The sequence below is a fragment of the Vreelandella lionensis genome (assembly GCF_002087295.1).
Lineage (GTDB): Bacteria > Pseudomonadota > Gammaproteobacteria > Pseudomonadales > Halomonadaceae > Vreelandella > Vreelandella lionensis.
Window position 1 is genome coordinate 1 of the sequence record NZ_MWVI01000063.1, and the last position, 24291, is coordinate 24291.

General features: G+C 53.7%; 22 protein-coding genes and 6 pseudogenes. 6 read left to right on the forward strand and 22 right to left on the reverse strand.

Annotated features, from left to right (window positions below; genetic code table 11):
• Positions 1-74: 74 nt before the first annotated feature.
• The 14 genes and pseudogenes from B4967_RS08300 to rpsT all read right to left on the reverse strand — a co-directional run bounded on the left by B4967_RS08300 (position 75) and on the right by rpsT (position 14517).
• Positions 75-1284: pseudogene (locus B4967_RS08300) on the reverse strand (YeeE/YedE family protein).
• A gap of 193 nt (positions 1285-1477) precedes the next feature.
• Positions 1478-2500 (reverse strand): tryptophan--tRNA ligase, encoded by a 1023-nt coding sequence (gene trpS, locus B4967_RS08305; RefSeq protein ID WP_083024657.1) that lies wholly within the window; start codon positions 2498-2500, stop codon positions 1478-1480.
• A gap of 90 nt (positions 2501-2590) precedes the next feature.
• Positions 2591-4087 carry a DUF7305 domain-containing protein gene (locus B4967_RS08310; RefSeq protein WP_083024659.1) on the reverse strand — a complete coding sequence of 499 codons (1497 nt, stop codon included), beginning with the start codon at positions 4085-4087 and terminating at the stop codon, positions 2591-2593.
• Positions 4053-5159, reverse strand: coding sequence for a hypothetical protein (locus B4967_RS08315; protein WP_083024661.1), 1107 nt, complete (start codon positions 5157-5159; stop codon positions 4053-4055). The genes B4967_RS08310 and B4967_RS08315 overlap by 35 nt, the downstream gene beginning before the upstream one ends.
• A 7-nt stretch (positions 5160-5166) precedes the next feature.
• Entirely contained in the window at positions 5167-5637 is a 471-nt protein-coding gene (locus B4967_RS08320) for a PilW family protein (protein WP_161491489.1), read from the reverse strand.
• A 5-nt stretch (positions 5638-5642) separates the two neighbouring features.
• The gene (locus B4967_RS20230; RefSeq protein ID WP_083024665.1) at positions 5643-6074 is read right to left on the reverse strand and encodes a prepilin-type N-terminal cleavage/methylation domain-containing protein; all 432 of its coding nucleotides are present in this window, start codon (positions 6072-6074) and stop codon (positions 5643-5645) included.
• The gene (locus tag B4967_RS08330) at positions 6074-6478 is read right to left on the reverse strand and encodes a type IV pilin protein (RefSeq protein WP_243470415.1); all 405 of its coding nucleotides are present in this window, start codon (positions 6476-6478) and stop codon (positions 6074-6076) included. The genes B4967_RS20230 and B4967_RS08330 overlap by 1 nt, the downstream gene beginning before the upstream one ends.
• A 64-nt stretch (positions 6479-6542) precedes the next feature.
• Positions 6543-7522, reverse strand: a pseudogene (gene ispH, locus B4967_RS08335) (4-hydroxy-3-methylbut-2-enyl diphosphate reductase).
• 36 nt (positions 7523-7558) lie between these two features.
• Positions 7559-8002, reverse strand: a complete 444-nt coding sequence (gene fkpB, locus B4967_RS08340; protein ID WP_044630334.1) for an FKBP-type peptidyl-prolyl cis-trans isomerase — start codon at positions 8000-8002, stop codon at positions 7559-7561.
• Between the two features lie 21 nt (positions 8003-8023).
• Positions 8024-8572 (reverse strand): signal peptidase II, encoded by a 549-nt coding sequence (lspA, locus tag B4967_RS08345; RefSeq protein WP_083024669.1) that lies wholly within the window; start codon positions 8570-8572, stop codon positions 8024-8026.
• Positions 8565-11397: pseudogene (gene ileS / locus B4967_RS08350) on the reverse strand (isoleucine--tRNA ligase). Before ileS ends, lspA begins: the two are co-directional and overlap by 8 nt.
• A 7-nt stretch (positions 11398-11404) precedes the next feature.
• A pseudogene (gene ribF / locus B4967_RS08355) lies at positions 11405-12443 on the reverse strand (bifunctional riboflavin kinase/FAD synthetase).
• A 122-nt stretch (positions 12444-12565) separates the two neighbouring features.
• Positions 12566-14144, reverse strand: a pseudogene (murJ, locus tag B4967_RS08360) (murein biosynthesis integral membrane protein MurJ).
• Between the two features lie 106 nt (positions 14145-14250).
• Positions 14251-14517, reverse strand: coding sequence for a 30S ribosomal protein S20 (rpsT, locus tag B4967_RS08365; protein WP_083024671.1), 267 nt, complete (start codon positions 14515-14517; stop codon positions 14251-14253).
• 336 nt (positions 14518-14853) lie between these two features.
• Between rpsT and B4967_RS08370 the strand changes: the two genes are divergently transcribed.
• Entirely contained in the window at positions 14854-15075 is a 222-nt protein-coding gene (locus B4967_RS08370; RefSeq protein ID WP_083024673.1) for a hypothetical protein, read from the forward strand.
• Between the two features lie 16 nt (positions 15076-15091).
• On the forward strand, positions 15092-15622 hold the full coding sequence (locus B4967_RS08375) for an ATPase (RefSeq protein ID WP_207953601.1): 531 nt from the start codon (positions 15092-15094) through the stop codon (positions 15620-15622).
• Between the two features lie 516 nt (positions 15623-16138).
• Here B4967_RS08375 and B4967_RS08380 read toward each other — a convergent pair.
• From B4967_RS08380 to B4967_RS19080, 3 genes are read right to left on the reverse strand one after another with little or no spacing between them, the layout of a single operon-like run.
• Positions 16139-16672 (reverse strand): PIN domain-containing protein, encoded by a 534-nt coding sequence (locus tag B4967_RS08380; protein ID WP_243470416.1) that lies wholly within the window; start codon positions 16670-16672, stop codon positions 16139-16141.
• On the reverse strand, positions 16672-16896 hold the full coding sequence (locus B4967_RS19075; protein ID WP_340638724.1) for an excisionase family DNA-binding protein: 225 nt from the start codon (positions 16894-16896) through the stop codon (positions 16672-16674). The genes B4967_RS08380 and B4967_RS19075 overlap by 1 nt, the downstream gene beginning before the upstream one ends.
• The gene (locus tag B4967_RS19080) at positions 16832-17128 is read right to left on the reverse strand and encodes a hypothetical protein (RefSeq protein WP_243470418.1); all 297 of its coding nucleotides are present in this window, start codon (positions 17126-17128) and stop codon (positions 16832-16834) included. The genes B4967_RS19075 and B4967_RS19080 overlap by 65 nt, the downstream gene beginning before the upstream one ends.
• 79 nt (positions 17129-17207) lie before the next feature.
• Here B4967_RS19080 and B4967_RS18035 point away from each other — a divergent pair, with 79 nt between their 5' ends.
• The 3 genes from B4967_RS18035 to B4967_RS08395 all read left to right on the forward strand — a co-directional run bounded on the left by B4967_RS18035 (position 17208) and on the right by B4967_RS08395 (position 18656).
• Entirely contained in the window at positions 17208-17357 is a 150-nt protein-coding gene (locus B4967_RS18035; RefSeq protein ID WP_161491490.1) for a hypothetical protein, read from the forward strand.
• Positions 17358-17416: 59 nt separating this feature from the next.
• On the forward strand, positions 17417-18286 hold the full coding sequence (locus B4967_RS19085; RefSeq protein ID WP_243470419.1) for an Rpn family recombination-promoting nuclease/putative transposase: 870 nt from the start codon (positions 17417-17419) through the stop codon (positions 18284-18286).
• A 145-nt stretch (positions 18287-18431) separates the two neighbouring features.
• A complete protein-coding gene (locus tag B4967_RS08395) occupies positions 18432-18656 on the forward strand; it encodes an RpnC/YadD family protein (protein ID WP_083024674.1) in 225 nt (74 codons plus the stop codon).
• On the opposite strand, the gene B4967_RS08400 is transcribed toward B4967_RS08395, so the two are convergent.
• The 5 genes and pseudogenes from B4967_RS08400 to cysD form a co-directional block, all read right to left on the reverse strand.
• A complete protein-coding gene (locus B4967_RS08400) occupies positions 18653-18898 on the reverse strand; it encodes a hypothetical protein (RefSeq protein WP_083024677.1) in 246 nt (81 codons plus the stop codon). The two genes, B4967_RS08395 and B4967_RS08400, sit on opposite strands and share 4 nt — an antisense overlap.
• Positions 18899-19255 carry a hypothetical protein gene (locus B4967_RS08405; protein WP_083024679.1) on the reverse strand — a complete coding sequence of 119 codons (357 nt, stop codon included), beginning with the start codon at positions 19253-19255 and terminating at the stop codon, positions 18899-18901.
• 73 nt (positions 19256-19328) lie between these two features.
• Positions 19329-20098 (reverse strand): annotated as a pseudogene (gene cysQ / locus B4967_RS08410) (3'(2'),5'-bisphosphate nucleotidase CysQ).
• A 17-nt stretch (positions 20099-20115) separates the two neighbouring features.
• Positions 20116-22020, reverse strand: a complete 1905-nt coding sequence (gene cysN, locus B4967_RS08415) for a sulfate adenylyltransferase subunit CysN (protein ID WP_083024681.1) — start codon at positions 22018-22020, stop codon at positions 20116-20118.
• On the reverse strand, positions 22020-22922 hold the full coding sequence (gene cysD / locus B4967_RS08420; RefSeq protein ID WP_083024682.1) for a sulfate adenylyltransferase subunit CysD: 903 nt from the start codon (positions 22920-22922) through the stop codon (positions 22020-22022). The genes cysN and cysD overlap by 1 nt, the downstream gene beginning before the upstream one ends.
• Before the next feature lie 472 nt (positions 22923-23394).
• Between cysD and rfbB the strand changes: the two genes are divergently transcribed.
• Positions 23395-24291: dTDP-glucose 4,6-dehydratase (gene rfbB / locus B4967_RS08425; RefSeq protein WP_083024684.1), on the forward strand; the 897-nt coding region annotated here is incomplete at its 3' end.

A 24291-nucleotide genomic window follows, 5' to 3' on the forward strand; every position in this document is an offset into this window, starting at 1 on the left:
CATGCCTGGCGCACCATAAAAAAACGCCTTGGCGTTAACCAAGGCGCTATGACGCAGTTTGAACGGCGGAACGTTTAGCAGCTTTTCGCTACCGGCTTGCGCCCAGCTTCGCCATCAAAAAATAGCGGGCGCAGCTTAACGCCTGCCATGTTGCCAGCGCAGGCCGCTGCCATCCACACCCAGCCATGCAGGCTGCCGGAAGCAATGCCGCTAAAGTAAGCGCCAATGTTGCAGCCAAAGGCCAAGCGAGCCCCGTAGCCCAGCATAATGCCGCCAATCACCGCCGCCAGCACAGATTTAAGTGGAATACGGAAGTTAGGGGCAAAGCGCCCGGCCAGGTTTGCCGCTGCCAGCGCGCCCAACATAATGCCAACGTTCATCACCGTGGTGATGTCTCCCCATACGCCGGCTTCCAGCGCGGCGGCATTGCCGGGTGCCTGCCAGTAGCCCCACTGGCTCACATCGCCACCCACCAGCTCAAAGCTTTTGGCTCCCCACAGTGCAAATGCAGAGGTAATCCCCCAGGGGCGGCCAGCCAGTGCCAGCGTAGCGAAGTTGAGCAATGCCAGGGCTACCGCACCGGCTACCAGCGGCCACGGGCCGGATAACCAGCGCTCGGCTCCAGGCTTATCCACCAGCGGGGCTTGCTCTAGATGACCGTGGCGGCGTTCTCCATAATCACGGTAAAGAACGCAATCGCAGCAAACAGCACTAAGCTAATGCCGATGCCTCCACCCACACCGGCTACATTGACCAGCGATACCGGCTGGAAAGCGGGCAGGCTCTGCCACCAGGCAAAGTGCGCGGTACCAATCACCGACCCCACAATAAAGAACACCAGCGTAATCAGCATGCGTCATTACCGCCGCCTGCGGTAAACAGCGTGCCGGAAGCACAACCACCGCCTAGCTGCATGCCTACCCCGAAGATAAACGCGCCCACTAATACAGAAATACCGATGGGAGAAACGAAGCCGCGCACTTCAGTACCAAACAGGCTGCCCGCGCCCAGCGCCGGGAAGAACAGCACCACGGCAATCGCCAGCATGACCATTTGCGCCCGCAGCCCACGCCCACGGCGCTCGGTAATAAACACCCGCCACGCCGCTGTAAAGCCAAACGCCGCGTGGTACAGCACCATACCCAGCAGGCCACCTACGATCATAAGTAAGCCGATATTGGCGCTAAACAGCACACCAATCACCAAGGCACCCAGCACAATGGCCGCAGTTGCCAATAGAGGCACTTGATAGTTAACCGGTGCTACCGTAGAGGTCGTCGCCATAATTCACCTTTAAGAAACGCCAAAAGCGCCTGCGAACAGCAGGCGCTTGGCTAAGTTAAACACACGTTCTTTGACAGAGGCTCTTGGGCAATAGCTCTTGGATAAGAGCTCTTATACAGTACTTATAAGCCTAACGTTGGCCGTAGAACGCTGGAAATTCTTTATTTAGCAGTATTTATGCCTTTAAAGAATATTAAACAAAGCGCCCAAGGCCGACGGCAGCGCGTAATCGATCCATGGTAACAGCAGCCTCTTCCCGGGCACGCTCAGCGCCTTTTTGCAGGACTACTTCAATATGGGCCGGGTCTTCCATCAGCGCGTTATAACGCTCACGAGGGGCGCTTAGGTGGGCGTTGACGTACTCAAATACGCGGTCTTTCGCTTCGCCCCAGCCAATGCCCTCTGCGTACTGCTGGCGCATAGCCAACGCTTCGGATTCACTCGCGAAGGCTGAGAAAATCTGGAACAGGGTGCAGGTATCCGGGTCTTTCGGCTCGCCGGGTTCCAGCGAGTTGGTTTTGATTTTACGTACCAGCTTCTGCAGCTTTTTCTCGCTCACAAACAGCGGAATCGTATTGTTGTAGCTTTTGGACATCTTGCGTCCATCCAGCCCTTTCAACACTTCCACCTTCTCATCCACGACGGCTTCAGGCTGTACAAAGTACTGGCCTTTAAACAGGTGGTTAAAGCGGCCAGCCATATCTCGCGCCATTTCGATATGCTGAATCTGGTCGCGGCCAACCGGCACTTTATTCGCATTGAACATCAAAATATCAGCGGCCATCAGTACCGGATAGCCGAACAGCCCCATGGTGACGCCTTTATCCGGGTCTTGATTACCGGCCTCTTCATTCTCTGCCACGGCGGCTTTATAAGCGTGGGCACGGTTCATTAGCCCCTTGGCGCACACGCAGGAGAGCATCCACATCAGCTCGGGGATCTCGATAATATCCGACTGGCGGTAGAAGATCGCGTTGTCGGGATCTTGGCCAATCGCCAGCCAAGTCGCGGCGATCTCCAGGCGGGAAGCCTGCACACGCTTAGGGTCCTGGCACTTGATCAGCGCATGATAGTCAGCAAGAAAGAAGAACGGTTGTACGTTCGGGTCTTGGCTTGCCTCAATGGCAGGCTTAATGGCGCCAACATAGTTACCAAGGTGCGGCGTTCCAGAAGTGGTAATCCCGGTCAGCACACGGGTTTTAGCTGTCTGACTCATGATGTTCTAGCTCTTGGGCAAATAGGCCTATCATAACGTTTTGCCAGACGGGTGGCGAACAGCTTCAACGCCAATCGCTTAGATACCAGGTCAACTCGCCATCACCAGACGCGGGTGGGGCATTACAACTCCCCCCCAACTGGCCTGCTCTTCGTCATCCAGTAAATTAAAGGCAGTACGCAGCGCCGCTTCATCATAATTAAAATCATTGCTTCCGCCGCCGCTAAACTCAATATTCGCCTCAGTGAATTTTAGGTCATTGACATTATAAGGCGCGACTAGCAAAGCGCCGTTTAAGTCTCTTCCTCCGCCGCCCTTTTGTGAATAGTTACCCAACACAATAATCAACCCATCAAAACTGGGATTTCCTCCAGCATTGTAATTACCATCAATCACTAAAATACCGGCACCGGAGATGTTATTTTTGTCGACATCACCTGTAATATAAGTAATTTCCTCTTTGCCATTGCCTTTCTCTCCAAAAGGATCTTTAACCTTAGAGATATCACCCAAGACATTATCTGCATTATCTTTTAACATACGGATAAAAGCATGAAATTTTTCAGCACTTTCACCACGACTAAATACCCCATCAGGAATGCCTCCCTGGATATTATCGTTGGCGGCGTTAGCGCCGGAGAACCTTTCAAGATCGCCTTGGGTCACCGTAATATCAGGAACACTGTCTTTACCATTAAACTCTGCTTGAGAATTTGGAAGAGATAAGTTACCGACAGGGCTTGCGACGGTTAAAGGGGATAAATCATCAAAGCTGCACCACTCGGGGCTTGGCTCGCCACTATTTTCGTCAAACGCATTGGCTAATAGCTCGTCATACACAACTTTAGCGCCACCAACCACCGTTACTTTCCTCGCTTTTACACTACCAAAAAGACTGCCGCCTGAATTAACACTTACCTGCGTAAAAGGGGCGTAGACATTGGCAACCACTCGGTTGCTCGCATTAATATCAATACCTACACTATTGCTCTCATAGCTGGAAAATATTGAAAAAGTCGGTTTACCAGTAGCACTCAATGTATTCGTGGTCGGCATCTTCACGTTGCTATTCAACTTCACCTGCCCCTCCACAAACACCATCAAACTACTATCTGGGTCAATAACTAAGCCAGCTCCACCACCCCCCATAGAGAATTCACCACCTATTACTAGCGCCACGTCGCCGCCTTTGATATGCAGCTTAGAAGTACTAGCCATCTGCAAACTATCAACGTAATAGATAGAGGCATCTTCTCCAAAAACAGCAGCCACTTCCGGCTCGGCCCCATTAATGTGACCGTGATTATCACTACCAACAACTGATACACGACTTGGTGTCATTGTTATATCTACAACACCATTATTAACTACCACATTACCAATGGATCGATGATCATTTTGATAGCGAGCCACCTCCTCTTTCAACGAATTACCAAAAAAATCGAAAGTGTCACAGGGCTGTGGTTCTAAACTCTCAATTTCAGCTGTCGCAAAAGAAGTATTTGAAAAAAAGTTATCACGATATGCTTGGTCTACATGCCCTTCTGGAGGATTATCTTGGAGGATTTCTAGGGCTATAAATTTCACCCTGTGCATATATCCCCTGGCCTACACTCGCACTCCAATTTTTTAAATTAACGTCACCCTTGGACCTCACAACCCCATTAACGCGACCGCTACTAGAAAAAATAACGTTTGCAGCGCTTTCAACATTACCCTCAACTTTTGAGCCACCATTATCTAGTGTGGCATCACCCTCTGAAAAGATACTTCCTTTAACCGTTGCGGAGCCCATATAAACTGCACCTTTACTATAGACATCTCCATGAACAAGGTTATTTTCATTTAAATTCACATCCATATTCGAGTGAATATCACCATAAACCTGAGAAGAACCATTGAGAGCAACCGTTCCAAGTGCAGCTATGCCACCGTGAATTTTTTCACCTCCTCCAATTTCAACATTTGCATTTTCAGCTGTTGTGCTAATAAGAGGTTGATCACTGGTTGCAAAGCTTCCTGGCTGGCCGCTCCATGGACCGTCGCTAGAACGATAGCTACTGATCGTAGAGCCACCGGCTACCGAAATGCCCTCGCAACCTACAATCGCGGTCTCGAAAGGTGAGCTTTGTTCAGCGGCACCACTATAACGATAGGAGTAAACCAACGCCGAATCACGTGCGGCACTATTGCGCAGCCCTCGGTCCCAAGAGGTGATCGTGACCGTTTGCTCATCAGTATTCACTTCAAATTGAAGCTGCAAGTTAGCCAGCAGCTCTTCTTTTATACGATTTTGCTCATCTATTTCTAGCTCGTCAAAATTGGCAGGAAGCAGATCTTCAATAAATTGATCCAAGGTACCTGCTTGAAGTAGCTGAGCGATCTCATCACCCGTTAGCTTTCCTTCCGTCTCTTCAAGCAGTTGCGGATTTGCCACTAACTGTCCTAAAAAATCGTTGCGACTTGCAGTATTGACAGGATTAACTAACGACGACAAGGTATTTTCAGAGGTCATTTGCGCTTGAACCGAAGAGCGAAAGTTGCCTGCCAGCCGCTCATCGACAAGAGAGGACTGCATAGTGCTCATACCCACCACCATGGAGGCCGATAACAAGGCCATGACAACAAAGAGTGCCGCGCCTTTTTGCTGCTTTTTCATTGTTACCTCACTCGGGATTGGTGGTTGTTACGATATCTCGTTTGGTGACATGGAATATTAGCGACTCACCACCCTTCATAATCGGAACGCTGATTTCGTAGTGGTGATCTTGTACTGATCTCACCAATGGCTCGTCGCTACACTCCGCATCGCTAATAACGTGGCTTTCTTCAAAATCTTTATAAAAATTTATGACTGGTTGATTATCTTCGTCGGTATCGCTAATTGTGCAAAGACACGGGGCATCCGCTATAGAGCAAGAAAGCGCATAGCGATCAACATCGTCTTCCTTGCGCAGTTCTTCCGCTAAAATCTGCGTTAAAAACACCGCTACTTCTTGCTTCCGGCTTAGCTCATCCACCGCGCTAAACGTCGAAAAGGTAGATAAAAAGAGTTGGCCCGCCCCTAGCGCAATCACCGTACCAATCGCCATCGCCACCATTAACTCAACCAAGCCAGCGCCCAGCTGTTGCTTCACTACTTTCATAGGGCCCCTGCCGTGTTCGGGAGGATGAAACTGTAGAGGTACTCCTCCTCGCGGTTGCTAGAGGCGCTATTCAGGGCTATCACAATCGTATACTCGCACCCTTCGGACATCCTCACACCGCTGTTGTCCCAGTTAGCGCCCCGTAGCGGGTTGGCGTTTGTATCTTCTGACCAGTGCTCTATCCAATCATCTTCAAGGGCACTCACCGCTGACGTCTCTATGGCTTCGCAATTAGAGTCGCTGGCTAATAGATTCCAAATTCTCTCTTGGGCATCGACCGCTGCCACAACAGCAATTGAGCGCTGGTACCCTTCGGTCGCGCTTTGCAGGGCTTTCATCTGCATGGCGGCCACCCCCATCAGGCCAAAGGCCAGCACTACCAGCGCGATCAGCACCTCAATGAGTGAGAACCCTTGCTGATGCTTCATTACCAGCACACCTCTGGGGCGCGCACCCCTTTTGCATTTAAGGTGAGATCTTCATCACAGCCGTCTGAGCGTTGAGTTGTCGCGTTTAATACGTAGCCGCCGTCGCTTTGGCTTCCGGTATCGGTTGAGATGGCGTAATGGCCGCTCGGAGAGACGGTCATATCCAAATCGCACTCTTCATAGGTGTAGTCACGGGAGTAGCAGCGCTCCATTTCTGAAGCAGCTTGCATTAGTGCCGTCTGGCCATCAGAGCGAACGGAGCGTTCGACGTAGCGGGTGTAGCTAGGGTAGGCGATGCTTGCGATGATCCCAATGATGACCACCGCAATCAGTAACTCGATGAGGGTAAAGCCGCGCTGGTGCTTACTAACGTCACCCGCACGGCGATCAAAAACATAAGACACTAAGCGATGCTCCCATATCAGTTCACTCATACTTTGAGTATGTCGCAAACCGATACCGTTTGCATTACCCGCTTACAATCACTTGCTCCCGCAGCTCTTTCGGCATGGAGAACGTAATATTTTCTTCACGCCCCTGCAGCTCAACAGGTGCCGTAGCCCCTAATGCCTGCAACTGATCAATAACGCCTTTTACCAGCACCTCGGGGGCACTCGCGCCAGCAGTGACGCCAATGCGTTTTACGCCTTCCAACCACGAAGGCTCGATTTGCTCGGCGTTATCGATCAAATACGCGGGAGTCCCCATACGCTCAGAGAGCTCACGTAGGCGATTGGAGTTCGAGCTGTTGGGGCTGCCAACCACCAGCGCCAAGTCGCTATCTGCTGCCAGCTCGCGCACCGCATCCTGGCGGTTTTTGGTGGCGTAGCAAATATCGTCTTTGCGCGGCCCTTGAATCTCGGGGAATTTCTCCCGCAGCGCGTCGATCACTTTGGCGGTGTCATCCATGGAGAGCGTGGTCTGGGTCACGAATGCCAGCGCCGTGGGGTCATTGACAACCAGATTGGCAACGTCCTGCTCATCTTCCCCCAGATAAATCTTGCCGCCGTGAGAGGTGTCGTAGCGCCCCATGGTGCCTTCTACTTCCGGATGCCCTTCGTGGCCAATCAGAATGCACTCCTGGCCACGCTTCGCGTAGCGAAGCACTTCCATATGTACTTTGGTGACCAGCGGGCAGGTGGCATCGAATACTTTCAGGCCACGCTGCTCGGCATCTTGCTGCACCGCACGGGAAACGCCGTGGGCAGAGAAGATGACGATCACATCGTCGGGCACTTCATGAAGCTCTTCCACAAAGACCGCGCCGCGTTCACGCAGTGTTTCTACTACAAAGCGGTTGTACACCACTTCATGGCGAACGTAAATCGGCGGGCGAAGACATCCAGCGCGCGGTTGACGATATCGATCGCGCGGTCAACACCCGCACAAAACCCGCGCGGGTTGGCTAGCTTGATATGTACGGGCTGAGATGACTCTGATGACTGCATAAAAGCGCCTTGATGCAACCTGCATCGCTAAGGAAATTAGTGTGTGGTGATCGGCGTGACGTTGAGTACTTCAACCTCAAACGTCAATGTACGCCCTGCCAGCGGATGGTTGAAGTCAACTTCTACGCGGTCACCGTCAATGGTTTTGACCACGCCCGGCAATTCCGTTCCTGCTTTATCAGCAAACGACATCACCATACCGATTTCAGGCGCTTCATCACCGAAGTCGGCCCGCTTCAGGGTTTGGATATTCTGCGGGTTGTGCTGGCCAAACGCATGTTCAGGGGTGATGTGAAACGTTCCACTCTGGCCCGCTGCCATGCCTTTAATGGGGTGTTCAAACCCCGGTGGCAGATTGCCGTCGCCATACTGAAACGTGGCCGGGGCCTTCTCTTTGGTGGAATCCACCACCGTGCCATCTTCCAGCTTCAGCGTGAAGTGCAGGGTAATTTCCATACCGTCGTCAATTAGGTAATCCATGGTGCCTCACTCATTGGCGTGTTAAGAAGATGGTGACTGAGCGGCTTTTTTCCGCCGCCGCTCGCCCATAATCGACTCCCAAATTAAGCCCACGGCCCCTAGGGTAATGCCGATATCCGCCACGTTAAAGGCGGGGTAGTACCAGCCCGCCGCATGGAAAGAGAGAAAATCCACCACGTAGCCATGAATTAAGCGGTCGTATAGGTTACCCAGCGCCCCACCGATAATGAGCGGCAAGGCGCTAGCGAGCAGCTTCTCATCCGCACGCACGCGGGATAGCCAAACGGTGAGGCCAATGCTGGCACCAATGGCAATCGCCGCAAAGAACCAGCGCTGCCAGCCGGGGTGTTCGGCCAAAAAGCTAAACGCCGCGCCGGTGTTGTGCAGCAGCGTGAGGTTGAAAAACGGCAAGACTTCAACCGGCTGTGCATAGCTTAAAAAGTGGCTAGCGGCATACTTTGTTGCAAGATCCAACACAATGACCGCCACGGCTAGCCATAGCCAGCGCAGCGGCCGCCGCATGGGCGGCCGCTGGTGTGGATCGTTCTCCTGGGAGGCTGTGTTAGGCATAGTGACGAATCTCGCCGCTACCTTCGGGCAGGTTACTTACACAGCGGCCACACAGGTCCGGGTGCTCGGCAACGCTGCCTACGTCTGCCCGGTGGTGCCAGCAACGTTCACACTTGGCATGCTCACTGGCGCTTACCGCGACTTTCAAACCTTCAAGCTCGGTGCTTTCGGCATTGGCGGCATCTGCCAGCGGTGCCAAGTGCACTTCACTGGTGAGCATCACAAAGCGCAACTCGTCGCCCAGCTTCGCTAGCGTCGCGTGCAGCTCGTCATTGACGAACAGCGTCACTTCTGCCGCGAGGCTACCCTTGATCACTTTGGCGTTACGGGCGTCTTCCAGGCATTTGTTCACCGAATGCTTCACTTCCAGCACCTGTTCCCAGAACGCGCGGCCCATATCAGCGCCCTCTTCCAGCGTGGAAAGCCCGGTATAGTAGGTCTCCAGCAGCACGCTATCGCCACGCTCGCCGGGGATATGTTCAAAGATCTCCTCGGCGGTGAACGACAGAATTGGTGCCACCCAGCGGCTCAGTGCTTCGACCACGTGATAAAGCGCGGTTTGCGCGCTGCGGCGGGCCAGCGAGTCGGTTTGGGTGGTGTACTGGCGATCCTTGATCACGTCCAGGTAGAAACCGCCCAGCTCCCGCGCACAGAAGCCGTGTACCTGCTGGTACACATCCAGGAAGCGATACTCGTCGTAGGCGGTCTCGATGCGGCCTTGAAGCTGTGCGGCGCGATCCACTACCCACTGGTCAAGCGCTAGCATAGCGCCAAACGCCACTTGGTCCCGCTTGGGATCAAAGCCGTTCCGGTTAGAAAGCAGGAAGCGCGCGGTGTTGCGGATACGGCGGTACACATCGGCAGTGCGCTTGAGGATTTCATCCGAGACGGCCATTTCGCCAGAGCAGTTGGTAGACGCTACCCACAGGCGCAGAATATCGGCACCCAGCTTATCCATCACGCTTTGCGGCGCGACCACGTGACCGATGGACTTGGACATCTTGCGGCCCTGGGCATCCACCGTGAAGCCGTGGGTCAGCAGCTGGCGATACGGGGCATGGCCATCAATCGCCGCGCCGGTGGGCAGCGATGAGTGGAACCAACCGCGGTGCTGATCAGAGCCTTCCAGGTACAAGTCAGCCCGGGGGCCGCTTTCATGGCCGTGAGGGGTGCGAGCCGCGCAGCACGTGCCGGTGGGTAGTGCCCGAGTCGAACCAAACGTCTAGCGTATCAGTGACTTTATCGTAATCCGCAGCCTCCGCGCCGAGCAGCTCGGAAGGCTCCAGTTTGAACCATGCCTCGATGCCCTCTTGCTCCACGCGCTTGGCGGCTTCTTCCATCAGCGACACGGTGTTGGGGTGCAGCTCACCGGTTTGCTTATGCAGGAAGAACGGAATCGGCACGCCCCAGTTACGCTGGCGAGAGATACACCAATCCGGGCGGTTGGCGATCATGCTGTGCAGGCGCGCTTGCCCCCAAGCAGGAGTGAATTCCGTTGCATCGATACCGGCAAGTGCCCGCTCGCGCAGGGTTTTGCCATCTTTACCCTGAATATCCATACCGACGAACCACTGGGCCGTGGCGCGGTAGATCACCGGCGGTTTGTGGCGCCAGCAGTGCATGTAGCTGTGCTTAATAGGCGTATGTGCCATCAGCGCGTTTACGTCACGCAGCTTCTCAATGATGTTCGGGTTGGCTTTCCAGATCATCTGGCCGCCGAAGAACGGCAGGTCATCCGCGTAAACGCCATTGCCCTGCACCGGGTTCAGCATGTCGTCAAAGCTCATGCCGTGCTCACGGCAGGTGACAAAGTCATCCATGCCGTAAGACGGAGCAGAGTGAACGATACCGGTACTGCCCACCTCAGACTCAACGTACTCCGCCAGATAAACCGGCGATAGGCGGTCGTAGAACGGGTGGCGGAAATTGAACAGGTCAAGGTTTTTGCCTTGGGTCGTCGCGACCACCTCACCTTGTAAGCCAAAGCGCTCTAAGCAGCTCTCGACCAGCTCTTCGGCCAACAGCAGCAGACGCTCGCCGGTATCCACCAGCGCGTAGGTAAAGTCGGGGTGAACGTTCAGCGCCTGGTTGGCGGGGATGGTCCACGGTGTGGTGGTCCAGATCACCACGGCGGCGGGCTTTGATAGCTCGCTTAAGCCAAACGCTGCCGCCAGCTTGTCGGCGTCTTCCACGGGGAAGGCAACGTCGATGGCATCGGATTTTTTATCAGCGTACTCGACTTCCGCCTCGGCCAGCGCCGAGCCGCAGTCGAAACACCAGTTAACTGGCTTCAGGCCTTTAAAGACGTAGCCCGTCTCGACCATATCCGCCAGAGCGCGGATCTCGCCCGCTTCGTTGGCGTAATCCATGGAGCGATACGGATGATCCCAGTCACCGATGATACCCAGGCGCACACAGTCCACCAGTTGGGTTTCGATTTGGGCACCGGCGTACTCACGGCACAGCTCACGGGCTTTATCCGCCGGAAGGTGCTTGCCGTGGGTGGTCTCGACCTTGTGCTCAATGGGCAGGCCGTGGCAGTCCCAACCCGGCACGTAGGGCGCATCAAAGCCCGCCAGGTTTTTGGACTTAACGATAATATCTTTAAGAATTTTATTAACGGCGTGACCGATATGGATACTGCCGTTGGCGTAGGGAGGGCCATCGTGCAGTACAAACAGCGGCGCACCCGCACGGGCTTCGCGCAGGCGCTGGTATAGGTTCATATCCTGCCACTGGGAAACACGCCCTGGCTCCTGCTTCGGCAGCATGCCGCGCATGGGAAAGTCGGTTTCTGGCAGGTTTAGCGTGTGCTTATAGTCCATAGTCCGGTCAGCCGTCGTTAGTATCGGCGGCGTCATCCGCCGAAGTGAAATCAGAAGAAGCGGTCTCACGCCCAAGCGGGGCCGAGGCCAGCGGAAGAGAGGTCGTTAGATCAGCATCGGCGGGCGCAAAGTAGCGGCGCGCCTTGGCTTGGTCCTGGTGAATCTGTGCTTTTTAGCGCGTCAAAATCGTCAAACTTCACTTCCCCCCGCAGCCGTGTGCAGGGGTAAACCGTCAGCCGCTGGCCATACAGATCGCCAGAAAAATCCAGCAGATGCACTTCCAGCGTAGGGCGTTTAGACCCCACCGTAGGCCGAAACCCGACGTTCGCTACGGCGGGGTGGCGCTCGCCATTCGCCAATTCGGCCACCACCGCAAACACCCCCCGTAGCGTCAGCGGCTGGGGCAATAGCGGTAGGTTCGCGGTTGGTACGCCAATGGTGCGACCCAACTGCTGGTCGCGCACCACGCGGCCATGCAGCGAATAAGGCCTGCCCAACAGGCGGGCGGCCACTTCAAAGTTACCCCTGGCCAGCAGCGTACGCACTCGGGTGCTTGATACCCGCTCGTCATCGACTTTGAAGGTGCGAGTATGCTCTACGCCAAAGCCATGAGTGCGCCCCACGGCTTCTAACAAACTGAAGTCGCCACGGCGATCACAGCCAAAGCGGAAGTCGTCGCCCACCACTAGATGCTTAACGCCCAGCCCATCAATCAACACCTGATCGATAAACTCGCGCCCGGTGAGGCTGCGCAAGGCATCGTTAAACGGCAGGCAGAGCACCTGCTCGGCACCGTGGTCGCGCAGCAGGCGCACTTTTTCCCGCAGGCGCGTTAGGCGCGGCGGCGCCTGGTCTCCGGCAAAAAACTCGCGGGGCTGAGGCTCAAACACCACCACGGTCAGCGGTACGTTCAGGCGCGCAGCGTGCTCGCGGCACTGCTGTAGAATCGCCTGATGGCCGCGATGCACGCCATCGAAATTACCAATGGTCGCCACGCAGCCACGATGGGACGCTGTCAGATTGTGCAGACCTCGAATGACGTGCATGGCACCCCTGTTTAAAAGCATTAGGTTTTAAAAGCGTTGGCCGTTTTCAAAGCGTTTGATTATAACGAACGCGCTGCTCTGGTGCAGAAGAAGATAATAGCGCTCACGCGCCTGCCCCTTTCCTAGCCGTTCATTTTAAAGTGGCGAAACCGCAGGCCAAGCGCCGTTAACCAGATAAAGTAGAGCCCGCCCCCGAGCACTACTAGCCCGGCCACCCAGCGGACGCGCTGCCATAGCCCAAACTCTAACCACACCTGCCAATCAGGTGAGACTAACATAAGCGCCACGCTCATCAGCACGCTGCCGCCGACTAACTGCACCGCGTAACGCCCCCAACCCGGCTGAAACACCCAGCACCTGCTGGCGGTAAAGCAGATACCCCAGCAGCCCCGCGTTTAAAAATGCAGATAGCGCAGTGGCCAACGCCAAGCCCGCGTGGGCCAGCGGCCAAATCAGCAGTAGGTTGAATACCATGTTTCGCGACCATGGCGATATGCCTACCTTCACCGGTGTTTTGGTGTCCTGGCGGGCGAAGAAACCAGGCGCTAGCACTTTGATCAGCATAAAGGCCACCAGCCCGAAGGCATAGGCGCGCAGGCCCATGGCCGCCATCTGAATATCGTTATCGGTCATCGCCCCGTAGTGGAACAGGGTAATCAAAAACGGCTCCGCCAGTACCGCCAGCGCTAGGGCTGCAGGCACGCCCAATAGCAGCACCACACGAATCGCCCAATCCAACATAGCGGAGAAGTGCTCGGTGGACTGCTCCGCATGACGTTTGGAGAGCGCAGGCAAAATAATGGTGCCAATCGCCACACCAGACACGCCAAGCGGCAGCTCTACCAAACGGTCAGAGTAGTAAAGCCATGAGACGCTCCCCGCGGCCAACAGCGATGCCAGCACCGTATCCAGCAGCAGGTTGATCTGCGATACCGAGACCCCAAACAAAGCCGGCACCATCAGCTTTAAAATGCGCTTCACACCATCGTGGGCGAAGTTAGGCCATGGCGTCGGCAGCAGCCCCAAACGCAGCAAAAATGGCACCTGAAAGGCAAGCTGGGCCGCCCCAGCGATCAGCACGCCCCAGGCCAGCGCCATGGCAGGCTCTTCCATTAGCGGCATTAACAACAGCGCCGCGCCGATCAGCGACAAGTTCAGCAGCACCGGGGTAAATGCGGGCACTGCAAAGCGGTTCCAAGTGTTTAGCACACTGCCGGAGAAGGCGGTTAACGAAATCAGCAGCAGGTAGGGAAAGGTGAGCCGCAGCATATCAGCGGTCAGTGCCAGCTTTTCCGGGTCGCGGCCAAAACCAGGGGCAAACAGCCATACCAGCCAGGGTGCGCCCAGCATCGCCAACGCGGTGATTAACGCCAGAAGCGCGGTTAGACTCCCCGCCACCGCATTCAGCAGCTCACGGATCTCCTGCTTGGTGCGCTGGGTGGAGTACTCCGAGAGCACCGGCACAAATGCTTGGTTAAACGCCCCTTCTGCAAATAAGCGGCGCAGAAAATTGGGGATTTTAAACGCCACAAAAAAGGCATCCGAGCCATTGCCTGCGCCCAAAAACGTTGCCACGACCACATCGCGCACCAACCCCATCACCCGGGAGAGCATGGTCATCGCGCTGACCACCAACCCCGAACGCATTAGCCCGCGGCGTGGTGGCGGCATATTGGCATGCTGTGGTGTATCGGCGCTCATCAGGTTATTCCCTACAGGCTAAATAGAGATGCACATATCGCCCGGTAGGCGACGTTCAGGCACAAAAAAACCGGCCGCAGCCGGTTTTTTTATGGCGCCTGCCGGCTTACGCCGCCAGAGCCTTAATGCGCTTGTTCAAGCGGCTTTTCAGACGTGCAGCTTTCTTCTTAGAAAGAACGTCTTTATCAGCAATACGGTCAACGACCGGCTGCATTGCCTTGAACTCTTCCATCGCTTTGCCATGGTCGCCAGTGTTGATCGCTTTGATCACACGCTTGATGTAGGTGCGGACCATGCTGCGCTGGCTGGCTTTCAGGACGCGACGAGTCTCGGCCTGGCGGGCGCGCTTGCGTGCTTGCTTGCTGTTCGCCACAGGTATCTCCTTGGAGAATAAGGGCTGCCTAAAAACGGCAACGAATTTACTATGTGTTTGTCGGCTGGCATTGCCAAATCACGACATTTCCGTAACAACCAATTGATTTAGCAGCGTTTCTAACTCTGCCAAATAGTGTAACGAGCAGTCTTATGGCTGCCCGCTCACGGGTCTTGTCTGAGAGGATGGCGTAGTCTATCACGCGTAAAGCGGGCTTGCTAGCCGCTGTCAATCCTTTTCGGGCGGGGACCGCTAGCGCTTACCTACCAGTGGTTGTACTATTCGGTAGCTGTACTATAAATACAGTAGCAAAAAAACTCGCAATGAGGTGTCACCATGGCGACTAAACCTGATGCAGAACAAAGATTTGCGGCTCAAGCGGCACGATACACACGGCGTGCTTATCAGATGTCGTTGAGCAGTGGCCAGCACGTAGTAGAAATCGTCGATGGTGAGCTTGTCGAAACACGCCCCGATGGTAGCACCCAGGTTTTGAGAAAAGCGCCTCCGAAGCACAAAGCTTCCATAGGTATGAAGCTCAAGGTTACCAATGGTTAAAAGACCCCGCTTGCGAATGTTTGCCGGCCCCAATGGTTCAGGCAAAAGCACTATCCAGAATGGAATCACAGTGCATCTCAAAGGGGTATACATAAACCCTGATGATATTGAAAGAAGCGCCAAAGATACAGGCGCAATCTATTTCAGCGACTACTCCATAGACATTTCAAAATCTGCTATTGCGGAATATTTCCACCTTTCCCCTCTAACAAAAAAAGCTTCCTTAGCACCGTTGCTTGAAACCATTATATTTGAAGACAATTGCATCAGCTTCCCCACGGCAGCACCTAACTCCTATATTGCCTCCATCGCCTCATCGTTAATTCGTGACCAACTGATTGCATCGCAAATTAGTTTCACATTTGAAACAGTTATGTCTTCTGAGGATAAAATCCAAGTATTGCAGGCAGCTAGAGATGCCGGCTTCAAGAATTATCTTTACTACATTGCCACCGACGATCCTGACATTAACGTACAACGCGTTCTGAACCGAGTTAGCATAGGTGGCCACCCTGTACCCGAAGAAAAGATTCGTCAACGCTACTAGCGTTCACTCAATTTGCTGCTCAGTGCTATACAGCTTACCGACCGAGCATTTATTTTTGATAACTCAGGTAACGAGGCTATTTGGCTCGCTGAAATAAATCCGGCAGGTGAAATCGAAGTGCAAGCTGAAGAGTTACCAGATTGGTTTTATAGTCGCGTCATTCTATAACTAGATAGCCTCCCATTAACGTGATGAACATTGAACGTTCTATAGCATCCCCATTGTATGCTCGCGCTGCTGCTGGATAGCGCTGTCTAGAACTATCCAACAGTGCCTGGTAATCATCCGGTAGGCGATGTCACTCATTGCCATGCCGACGGGCTACACCCAGGCAAGGACTTGGAGCAGACGCTAAAACGCTACTGTTGGCTGTACAATCACCATATGCCTCTGAAGATGCTGCACCATTCCATTAGTCGCCGCTATCAGCGATGAAGGATGGTAGGCCAAGCAGCCAACCATGCAGGACTCGACTCTTAAAGCAAAATCTCAAACGTCTTCAAAGCATTAACTGTTTCAGGCAGCTTCTGGGTTAAGCAGTAAACCAAGGTAATCATTGGCATTGAATGGTGGGTTTTTAAGGCTCTTACGGTGATTCTGAACGGCTTGAATGATATGTCCTGGACTCAACGACAGCATATCGGCAATAAATTCATCGGGATGAATAGCCCTGATCTCATATTTGCTTAGTTGTTCCTCAGGAAAATCCTTAAGGTTAAACGTAATAATCGCCTCTGCCCCACTGTGAATAGCACACGCCAGCACATGGCGGTCATCGGGATCAGGCAGCACTAATCCATCAATCAATGGCTCAAACCCTGAGACAACGGCATCTCGGGTATGTAAGTCCATTAATTCACGAACGCGATTCAGTTGCTCTCTTGTCAGATCACTGCGCTGAGCCAGGAGGTTGCGTATCCACTCTTTATGAATTAAATCTGACCATCGTGCCCGAAAAAGATCCGTTATTGCCATGTGGATCAGTAGGCTTCTTAATGGCGCTGGGTAAAGCACACAAGCATCATAAACAACCGTATAGAAGGAACTCATTAATAGCCCAACCCCAGCGCCTGATCAAGCTCAGACAGCTCATTGAGTGCCTGTAGCCGCTTGTTATCTATTGCCTGCTTATAGTGCATTACATCTTTGTACTTTACCTTTCTACGGTTCCCTGAGCGATGATACGGAATATGTCCTTCATCTAATATCTTAATCAGCGTAGGACGCGACATCCCCAGCATATCGGCTGCTTCTTGGGTGGTCCATTTCAGCATGAACGGGAATGAGCTTCACGGTATTGCCATCACCAAGCTCTGTCAGGATATCCACCAAGAGACGCAAGGCGCTGACAGGGACTTCCACTTGATGAAGCCGCCCCTCTTTGTCAGATATAGCGACCTGCTGGGAAGCAGCAGCGGTCTCAACGTAAGCGGCTAGCTCTCGGCTTGATAATTTTGCTAATGTCGCTTCCTCTTCACTGGGAAGCAATGTTGACATGACGGCCATAGATTCTCTCCTTTCGGCATGTGTGTTGTTGTCATAATACACACAGGCTGAAGGTTATTCGAATTATTCGAATAAGGAGATGGCCGAGGTTATCTTCTCCCCCTGGTACAAGCATGCTCGGACTGCTCAGCTCACTCTATACCGACACTCTATACCGACCCACTTGGTAGGCGTCACGTTTCCCAGCGTTAAACGGCAGATTGTCGCGTTTGACGTGGAGACGCTTTAAGTTAGGTTTAGCCAGCAATGAAATAGTGGTAAAACATGCGTATTGAGACAGGAGTAGGCATGGCCAACAACCAGCACGACACCGGCTACAAGGAGCTGTTCAGCTACCCTGAGTTCGTTCAGCAGTTGATGGAAGGGTTTGCACCTCCAGAAATCGCCCAACTGATGAATTTCTCTACGCTCAAAAATCACAGCGGCAATTACATCACGCCCCTGTTCGAGGAGAAATTCGAAGACGTGGTGTGGTCGGTGGAGATCACCTGGGAAGACCTCACACAAGAGGTTTATCTCTACATCCTGCTAGAGTTTCAGTCGACCGTTGATCGCACTATGCCGATCCGACTGATGCACTACGTCGCCTGCTTTTACGACCACCTGCTCAAAAATGGCACCACCACCCCGAGCAAAGGGCTACCACCCATTCTTCCTATCGTGCTGTACAACGGCTCTGAGCGCTGGACGGCACGCCAGAATATCTACGACATGGTGTACCCGGAACCACCAGCTTTTCTTCAAGTCTATCAACCACACCTACGGTATTACCTTGTGGATGAAGGGCGCTATACCGATGAAGAGCTGGGGTTACGCCCAACACCGCTGAGCGGCGTGTTCAGTATTGAAAAGGCGTCTGCTGACAGGAAAGGGCTGCAGCAAGCCGTTGATCGCATTGTTGCCATCATACAAGCCTCCCCTGATAAAGAGCGGATAGACAACATTATCACCCGCTGGCTCAAACGATATCTTCAGCGGTTGGGAGCCAAGGCAAACCTAGACCAGCTCACAAGCTTGATGGAGGACAAAGACATGTTGGCAGAGAATCTTGAAAACTGGGCGCAGCAAGAGCACCAAGCGGGCATTGAAAAGGGCACAAAGCTGGGCATTGAAAAGGGAACAAAGCTAGGCTTGAAAAAACTGCTCGCAACTTGCTGAAGCTTGGAGTGCTTAGTAACGAGCAGATTGCCGAGGTAACAGGGTTAGCAATAGAAGACATTTCCAAGTTGCAAGCAGAGACACAACACTAACGGGCTGTTAACAAACCTGGTTCAGTTCCCAAGCTTGGGAGGAAAAAGACATATTGGCTGAAAACATTAAAAACTGGGTGCAGCAAGAGCGCCAAGCGGGTCGTCAAGAAGGTCGCCAAGAAGGCCTGCAAGAGGCGGAGCACCGTGCGCTAGAAAGTAAACGCAATGCCGCCCGCAAACTCATCGCACTCACTGAAATGAGCGACCAGCTTATCGCAGATATTGAAGAACTGCCTGTAGAAGAGCTTGAGAAGCTACGCGCCGAAATCAAACATTAAATACATTCCTTCAGGCCGAGCGTCACTTGGCTGAATATTGAACGTTCGATAGCATCCCCATTGTATGCTCGCGCTGCTGCTGGATAGCGCTGTCTAGAACTATCCAACAGCGCCTGATAATCTTCCGGCATGGCGATATCCAGCCCGTGTTGCTCTACCCGCGCTATCGTTGCCTGGGTTTCACGAATCAGCGTTTCTAACGCAAGTGCTACTTGTTCATGCTCATCGGGCTGCATATTCACTTAATAGCCTTGCTGCAAGCGTTGCACCCGCGCATACAGCTGTTTAGCGTTTTCAACCGCTGTGGCTTCATACGAATCCAGGGTGAGCAGCATATCTTTACGCGGGTCGTGCATCGCTGCTTCCAGCTCGTTACGGTAGCGTTTTAGCAGATGCTCCAGGTTCATACGGATCATGGTGAGCTCCAACTGGAACTCCGCCTTCAGCTTGGCGTAGCGCTCTTTTTTCTCAGGCGCTGTGCTGCTGGCTTCAACGATTGCACTAATCGTCAGCTTAATCTGCTTTTCAACAGCATTGAGCTTGGGGACGAGGTCATTGATGACCTCTCGGGCTGAGATGGTGGTGCTGGTTTGCGTCACATTCATTCCTGGCCTTATTGAATTTCAAACTTTTATCGCACTTGTTGAAATAGCAAAGTCCTCTATCATCCCACTAATATCCCCACACCACAAAGTGAGGATTGAGCTTTTCGGCGGGATTGGAATAGTTCAATGGCTTACCTGCCAGAGTCTCTACCCGTCCACCTGCCCACAGCGCACCACGGCGTGAGCGGCTCCAGTATCCCACAGACAAGTGGGGCCTAAACGTGGGTAGGCATCCGCTTTGCCTTCGGCAATCAGGCAGAGCTTCAATGAGCTGCCCATGGGGAGCATGTCATGCGCGCCCAGCTTGTCCAGCCAAGCGGCTAAATCAGGGCTTGGGTGCAAACGGCTACCAACCACCCGCCATGCCGCCCCTGCAGCAGGCTTGACTGCTACCTGAATTGCATGGCGCTGGCCATTGGAGTCGATTTTAAACGCGCCAACTCCCTCGGCGGCGACTTAAGCCGTGCCCAGTGCAGGCGCCGTCTCCACACCTAACACGGGTACACCATGTTCAATGAGCGCGATATTCACGGTGAACTCGCCGTTGCGCTTGATAAACTCTTTCGTGCCATCTAACGGGTCTACCAGCCAGTAACGGCCTTGAGTATCCATTCCCGAAAAGCTCTCTGCGTCCTCTTCGGAAAGAATGGGCAACTGAAGAGGAAGGGCCTTTAAGCCGCGTGCAATGACATGATGCGCCGCTTGATCAGCCTCGGTTAACGGGCTGTTATCCGCTTTTTGCTCTACCGTAAAGTCACGGGCATAGATAGTCATAATGGCGTCGCCCGCCTCGCGGGCAATACGCTCCACCGCATCCAGCAGCGTTTGATCAATCATCCACTTTATCCTTGCGCTTAGCTGATAAGACCACGCTCACGCAGCGCTTCAATCACTGTTTCAGCGGCTGCTTCGGGGCTAAGTTCAGCGGTTTTTAAATGAATATCCGGTGCTTGGGGCACCTCATAAGCGGAATCAATACCGGTAAAGTTTTTCAGCTCACCACGGCGGGCTTTTTTATAGAGTCCTTTCCGGTCGCGCGCTTCCACTACATCTAGCGGCGCATCCACAAAGATTTCAATGAACTCACCGTCTTCCAACAGATCGCGCGCCAACTGTCGCTCGCTGCGGAAAGGTGAAATAAAGGCCGACAGTACAATCAAACCCGCATCGACCATCAGCTTGGCGGTTTCTGCCACGCGGCGCACGTTCTCAACACGGTCGGCATTGGTGAACCCCAGATCACGGTTCAAGCCATGACGAACGTTATCGCCATCCAATAGGTAGGTGTGTTGGCCGTTACCAAACAGCTTTTTCTCGACCAAGTTGGCAATGGTCGATTTACCCGCGCCGGAAAGGCCCGTGAACCATAGCACCGCCGGCTTTTGCCCTTTGGCTAGGGCACGCGCCTGTTTGTCGATATCCACATGCTGTCTATGGATATTTTGGCTGCGCCGCAGCGCAAAGTGCAGCATTCCGGCGCCTACCGTATTGTTCGTCATACGGTCGATGAGAATGAAACCGCCGGTATCCTGGTTGTCCTTATACGCATCAAACGCCACGGCGCGGTTCAAACTCAGATTGCAGACAGCAATCCCGTTTAAGTCCAGCTGCTTGGCCGCCGTGTGCTCCAAGGTATTGACGTTCACCTGATACTTAATATCGGTCACCGTAGCGTTCACCGTTTGGGTGCCTAACTTCATCAGGTAGGGGCGGCCCGGCAGCAGCGGCGCTTCATGCATCCATACCAGCGTGGTCTCGAACTGGTCCGCTGTGTGTGCCGGTTGGTCAACGCCGGTGTTCACATCCCCACGGGAGATATCAATTTCATCCTCCAACAGCAACGTAACCGACTGCCCTGCGACGGCCTCCTCCAGGTCGCCATCGAACGTATAGATGCGCGCTACCGTGCTGGTGTTACCGGAGGGCTGCACACGGATGTGATCACCAGGACGAACGACCCCGCTAGCGATCATGCCGGTAAAGCCACGGAAATCGAGATTCGGGCGGTTCACCCACTGCACGGGCATCCTAAAGGGGGAGCGCTGCAGGCGTTCGTCGTCTACCTCGACGGTTTCCAGGTAGCCCATTAGCGTGGTGCCTTGATACCAGGGCATCTTCGCGCTGTGTTCAATCACGTTATCGCCCTTCAATGCCGACATCGGAATGAAGGTGATATTTTCCAGGCCCAGCTGCTTGGCGAAGGCGCGGTACTCCTCGACGATTTGGTCGTAACGCGCTTTGGAGTAATCCACCAAGTCCATTTTATTGATGGCGACGATGATGTGGCGCATGCCCATCAGCGACATCAAAAAGCTATGGCGGCGGGTTTGGGTCAAAAGTCCGTGGCGAGCATCCACCATCAGAATCGCCGCATCGGCGGTAGAAGCCCCCGGGACCATGTTGCGGGGGTACTGCTCGTGCCCTGGCGTATCGGCGACGATGAACTTGCGCTTTTCGGTAGAGAAAAAGCGGTACGCCACGTCAATGGTAATGCCCTGCTCACGCTCGGCGGCCAAGCCATCGACCAGCAGCGCTAAATCCATCTCGCCGCCTTGGGTGCCGTACTTTTTGGAATCCGCTTCAATCGCGGCCAGCTGGTCTTCAAACAGCAGCTTGGATTCAAACAACAAACGGCCAATCAGCGTGCTCTTGCCGTCATCTACGCTTCCGCAGGTAATAAAGCGCAGTAGTCCTTTGTGCTCGTGGGCCTTGAGGTACTGTTCGATATTCGCGCCGATCAATTCAGATGAGTGCGACATTAAAAGTACCCCTCTTGCTTTTTCTTCTCCATGGAGGCTGCGCTGTCGTGGTCAATCACACGGCCCTGGCGTTCGGATGTTTTGGTCAGCAGCATCTCTTGAATGATGGCAGGCAGCGTGTCGGCTTCCGACTCCACAGCACCGGTCAGCGGGTAGCAGCCCAAGGTACGGAAACGCACTTTGCGCATCATGGGCACTTCCCCCGGTTCCAGCGGCATACGATCATCATCCACCATAATCAGCGCCCCATCACGCTCCACCACGGGCCGCTCGGCGGCGTAGTAAAGCGGCACAATGGGAATGTTCTGCAGGTGGATGTACTGCCAAATATCCAGCTCGGTCCAGTTGGAGAGCGGAAACACGCGAATCGACTCTTTTGGGTGTTTGCGCGTGTTGTAGAGCTTCCACAGCTCAGGGCGCTGGTTTTTCGGGTCCCAGCGGCGCTGGGCGGTGCGGAAAGAGAACACACGCTCTTTCGCGCGAGACTTCTCTTCATCCCGCCGTGCGCCGCCAAAGGCCGCATCGAAGCCGTACTTGTCCAACGCCTGCTTCAAGCCTTCGGTTTTCATCACATCGGTGTGAATAGCAGAGCCGTGGGTGAAGGGGTTGATGTCTTTCTCCACCCCCTCCGGGTTGATATGCACGATCAGCTCCATACCCATCGCTTCCGCCATGTTGTCGCGGAAGGCGTACATCGCCTGGAATTTCCAGCGGTTATCGACGTGCAACAGCGGGAATGGCGGCGGCGAAGGCGCAAACGCCTTACGCGCCAGGTGCAACATGACCGCTGAATCCTTGCACACGGAATAAAGCATCACCGGGTTTTCAGTCTCGGCGACCACTTCAGGCATGATCTGGATGCTTTCCGCTTCCAGCCGCTGTAAATGGGAGAGTGATGTCATCATCTTTCCCAATGTTGTGTGAAAAATTGTTTTCAAGTTGTCGCTTACGGCGCTGCCTTAAAAATCTATCCTGGTGCTCAAGCCACTGAGTCAGTGCTTCACTAGCCGAGAACAGCGCTCCGCGAAAACCACGGCCGCAGGTTGAGTTAACGCGGCTAGCAAACCGATACATGCTGAAGTGGGCAATGACTATTTAAAGCCGTAGACACGAATCAAGTGCATAACAATATACGCAATAGCTATAAAAAATCACCATATAAGGAAGCGCACTCTCTAGCAAGGGCACAATATGGGGGTAAACGGCTACGATGCTAATGCTCGTACGGCTGGGTGTGCTGGGGCTATTTTAATGAAATGCCGCGCAAGCGCGCTTTTCGACCATTTGCCCCAAGCCATGTGTGGCAAACTAGCAAAAAACATATGGCTTTTATGCCTTTGCAACAACGCCTACGTATCGGGGCAGCTCGACCACATGGCCACACTGTTTGTAACTGGCGGCGCGGGATTCATCGGTAGTGCCGTTGTGCGCTACTTGATGGAGCACACAGACTGGCGCGTAATCAACATTGACAAGCTGACCTACGCATCCAACCTCAGTGCCCTGGGCAATGCACTCAAAAACGAGCGCCACCATCTAGCGCAGATAGATATTTGTGATCAAACTGCACTCAAAGAGCTGTTTACACAATACCAGCCAGATGCAGTGATGCACCTTGCAGCCGAGAGCCATGTGGATCGCTCTATCAGCGGGCCAGCGGATTTTATCGCCACCAATATTATGGGCACCTACACCCTGCTAGAAACCAGCCGCCACTACTGGCAGGCGTTAGAGGGCAGTAAACAGGAGCAATTTCGCTTTCACCACGTTTCCACAGATGAGGTGTACGGTGATTTAGCGCCTGAGGCTCCTCCATTCTCTGAAATAACGCCCTATGCCCCCAGCTCGCCCTATTCGGCAAGCAAGGCAAGCGCTGATCATTTAGTAAGGGCATGGCACCGAACCTATGGCCTGCCTATTGTGGTGACAAACTGCTCAAATAACTACGGACCATGGCAGCACCAGGAAAAACTCATCCCATTGATCATCAATCGTGCGCTAGCAGGGGAAGCGCTGCCCATTTATGGCGATGGGCAGCAACGCCGCGACTGGCTGTATGTGGATGATCATGCCATCGCGCTTTACCGCGTTCTTACCCAAGGGCGCATAGGCAGCACTTACAATATTGGCGGCAACAACGAACACAGCAACCTGGATGTTGTTCGCAAGCTATGTGAGCTGCTTGATGAATTAGCGCCGCTTGAGCACGGCTCTTATAACAATCAGATCACGTTTATAAAAGAGGCTCTTCGACGTTGGGTGTGGAATTCG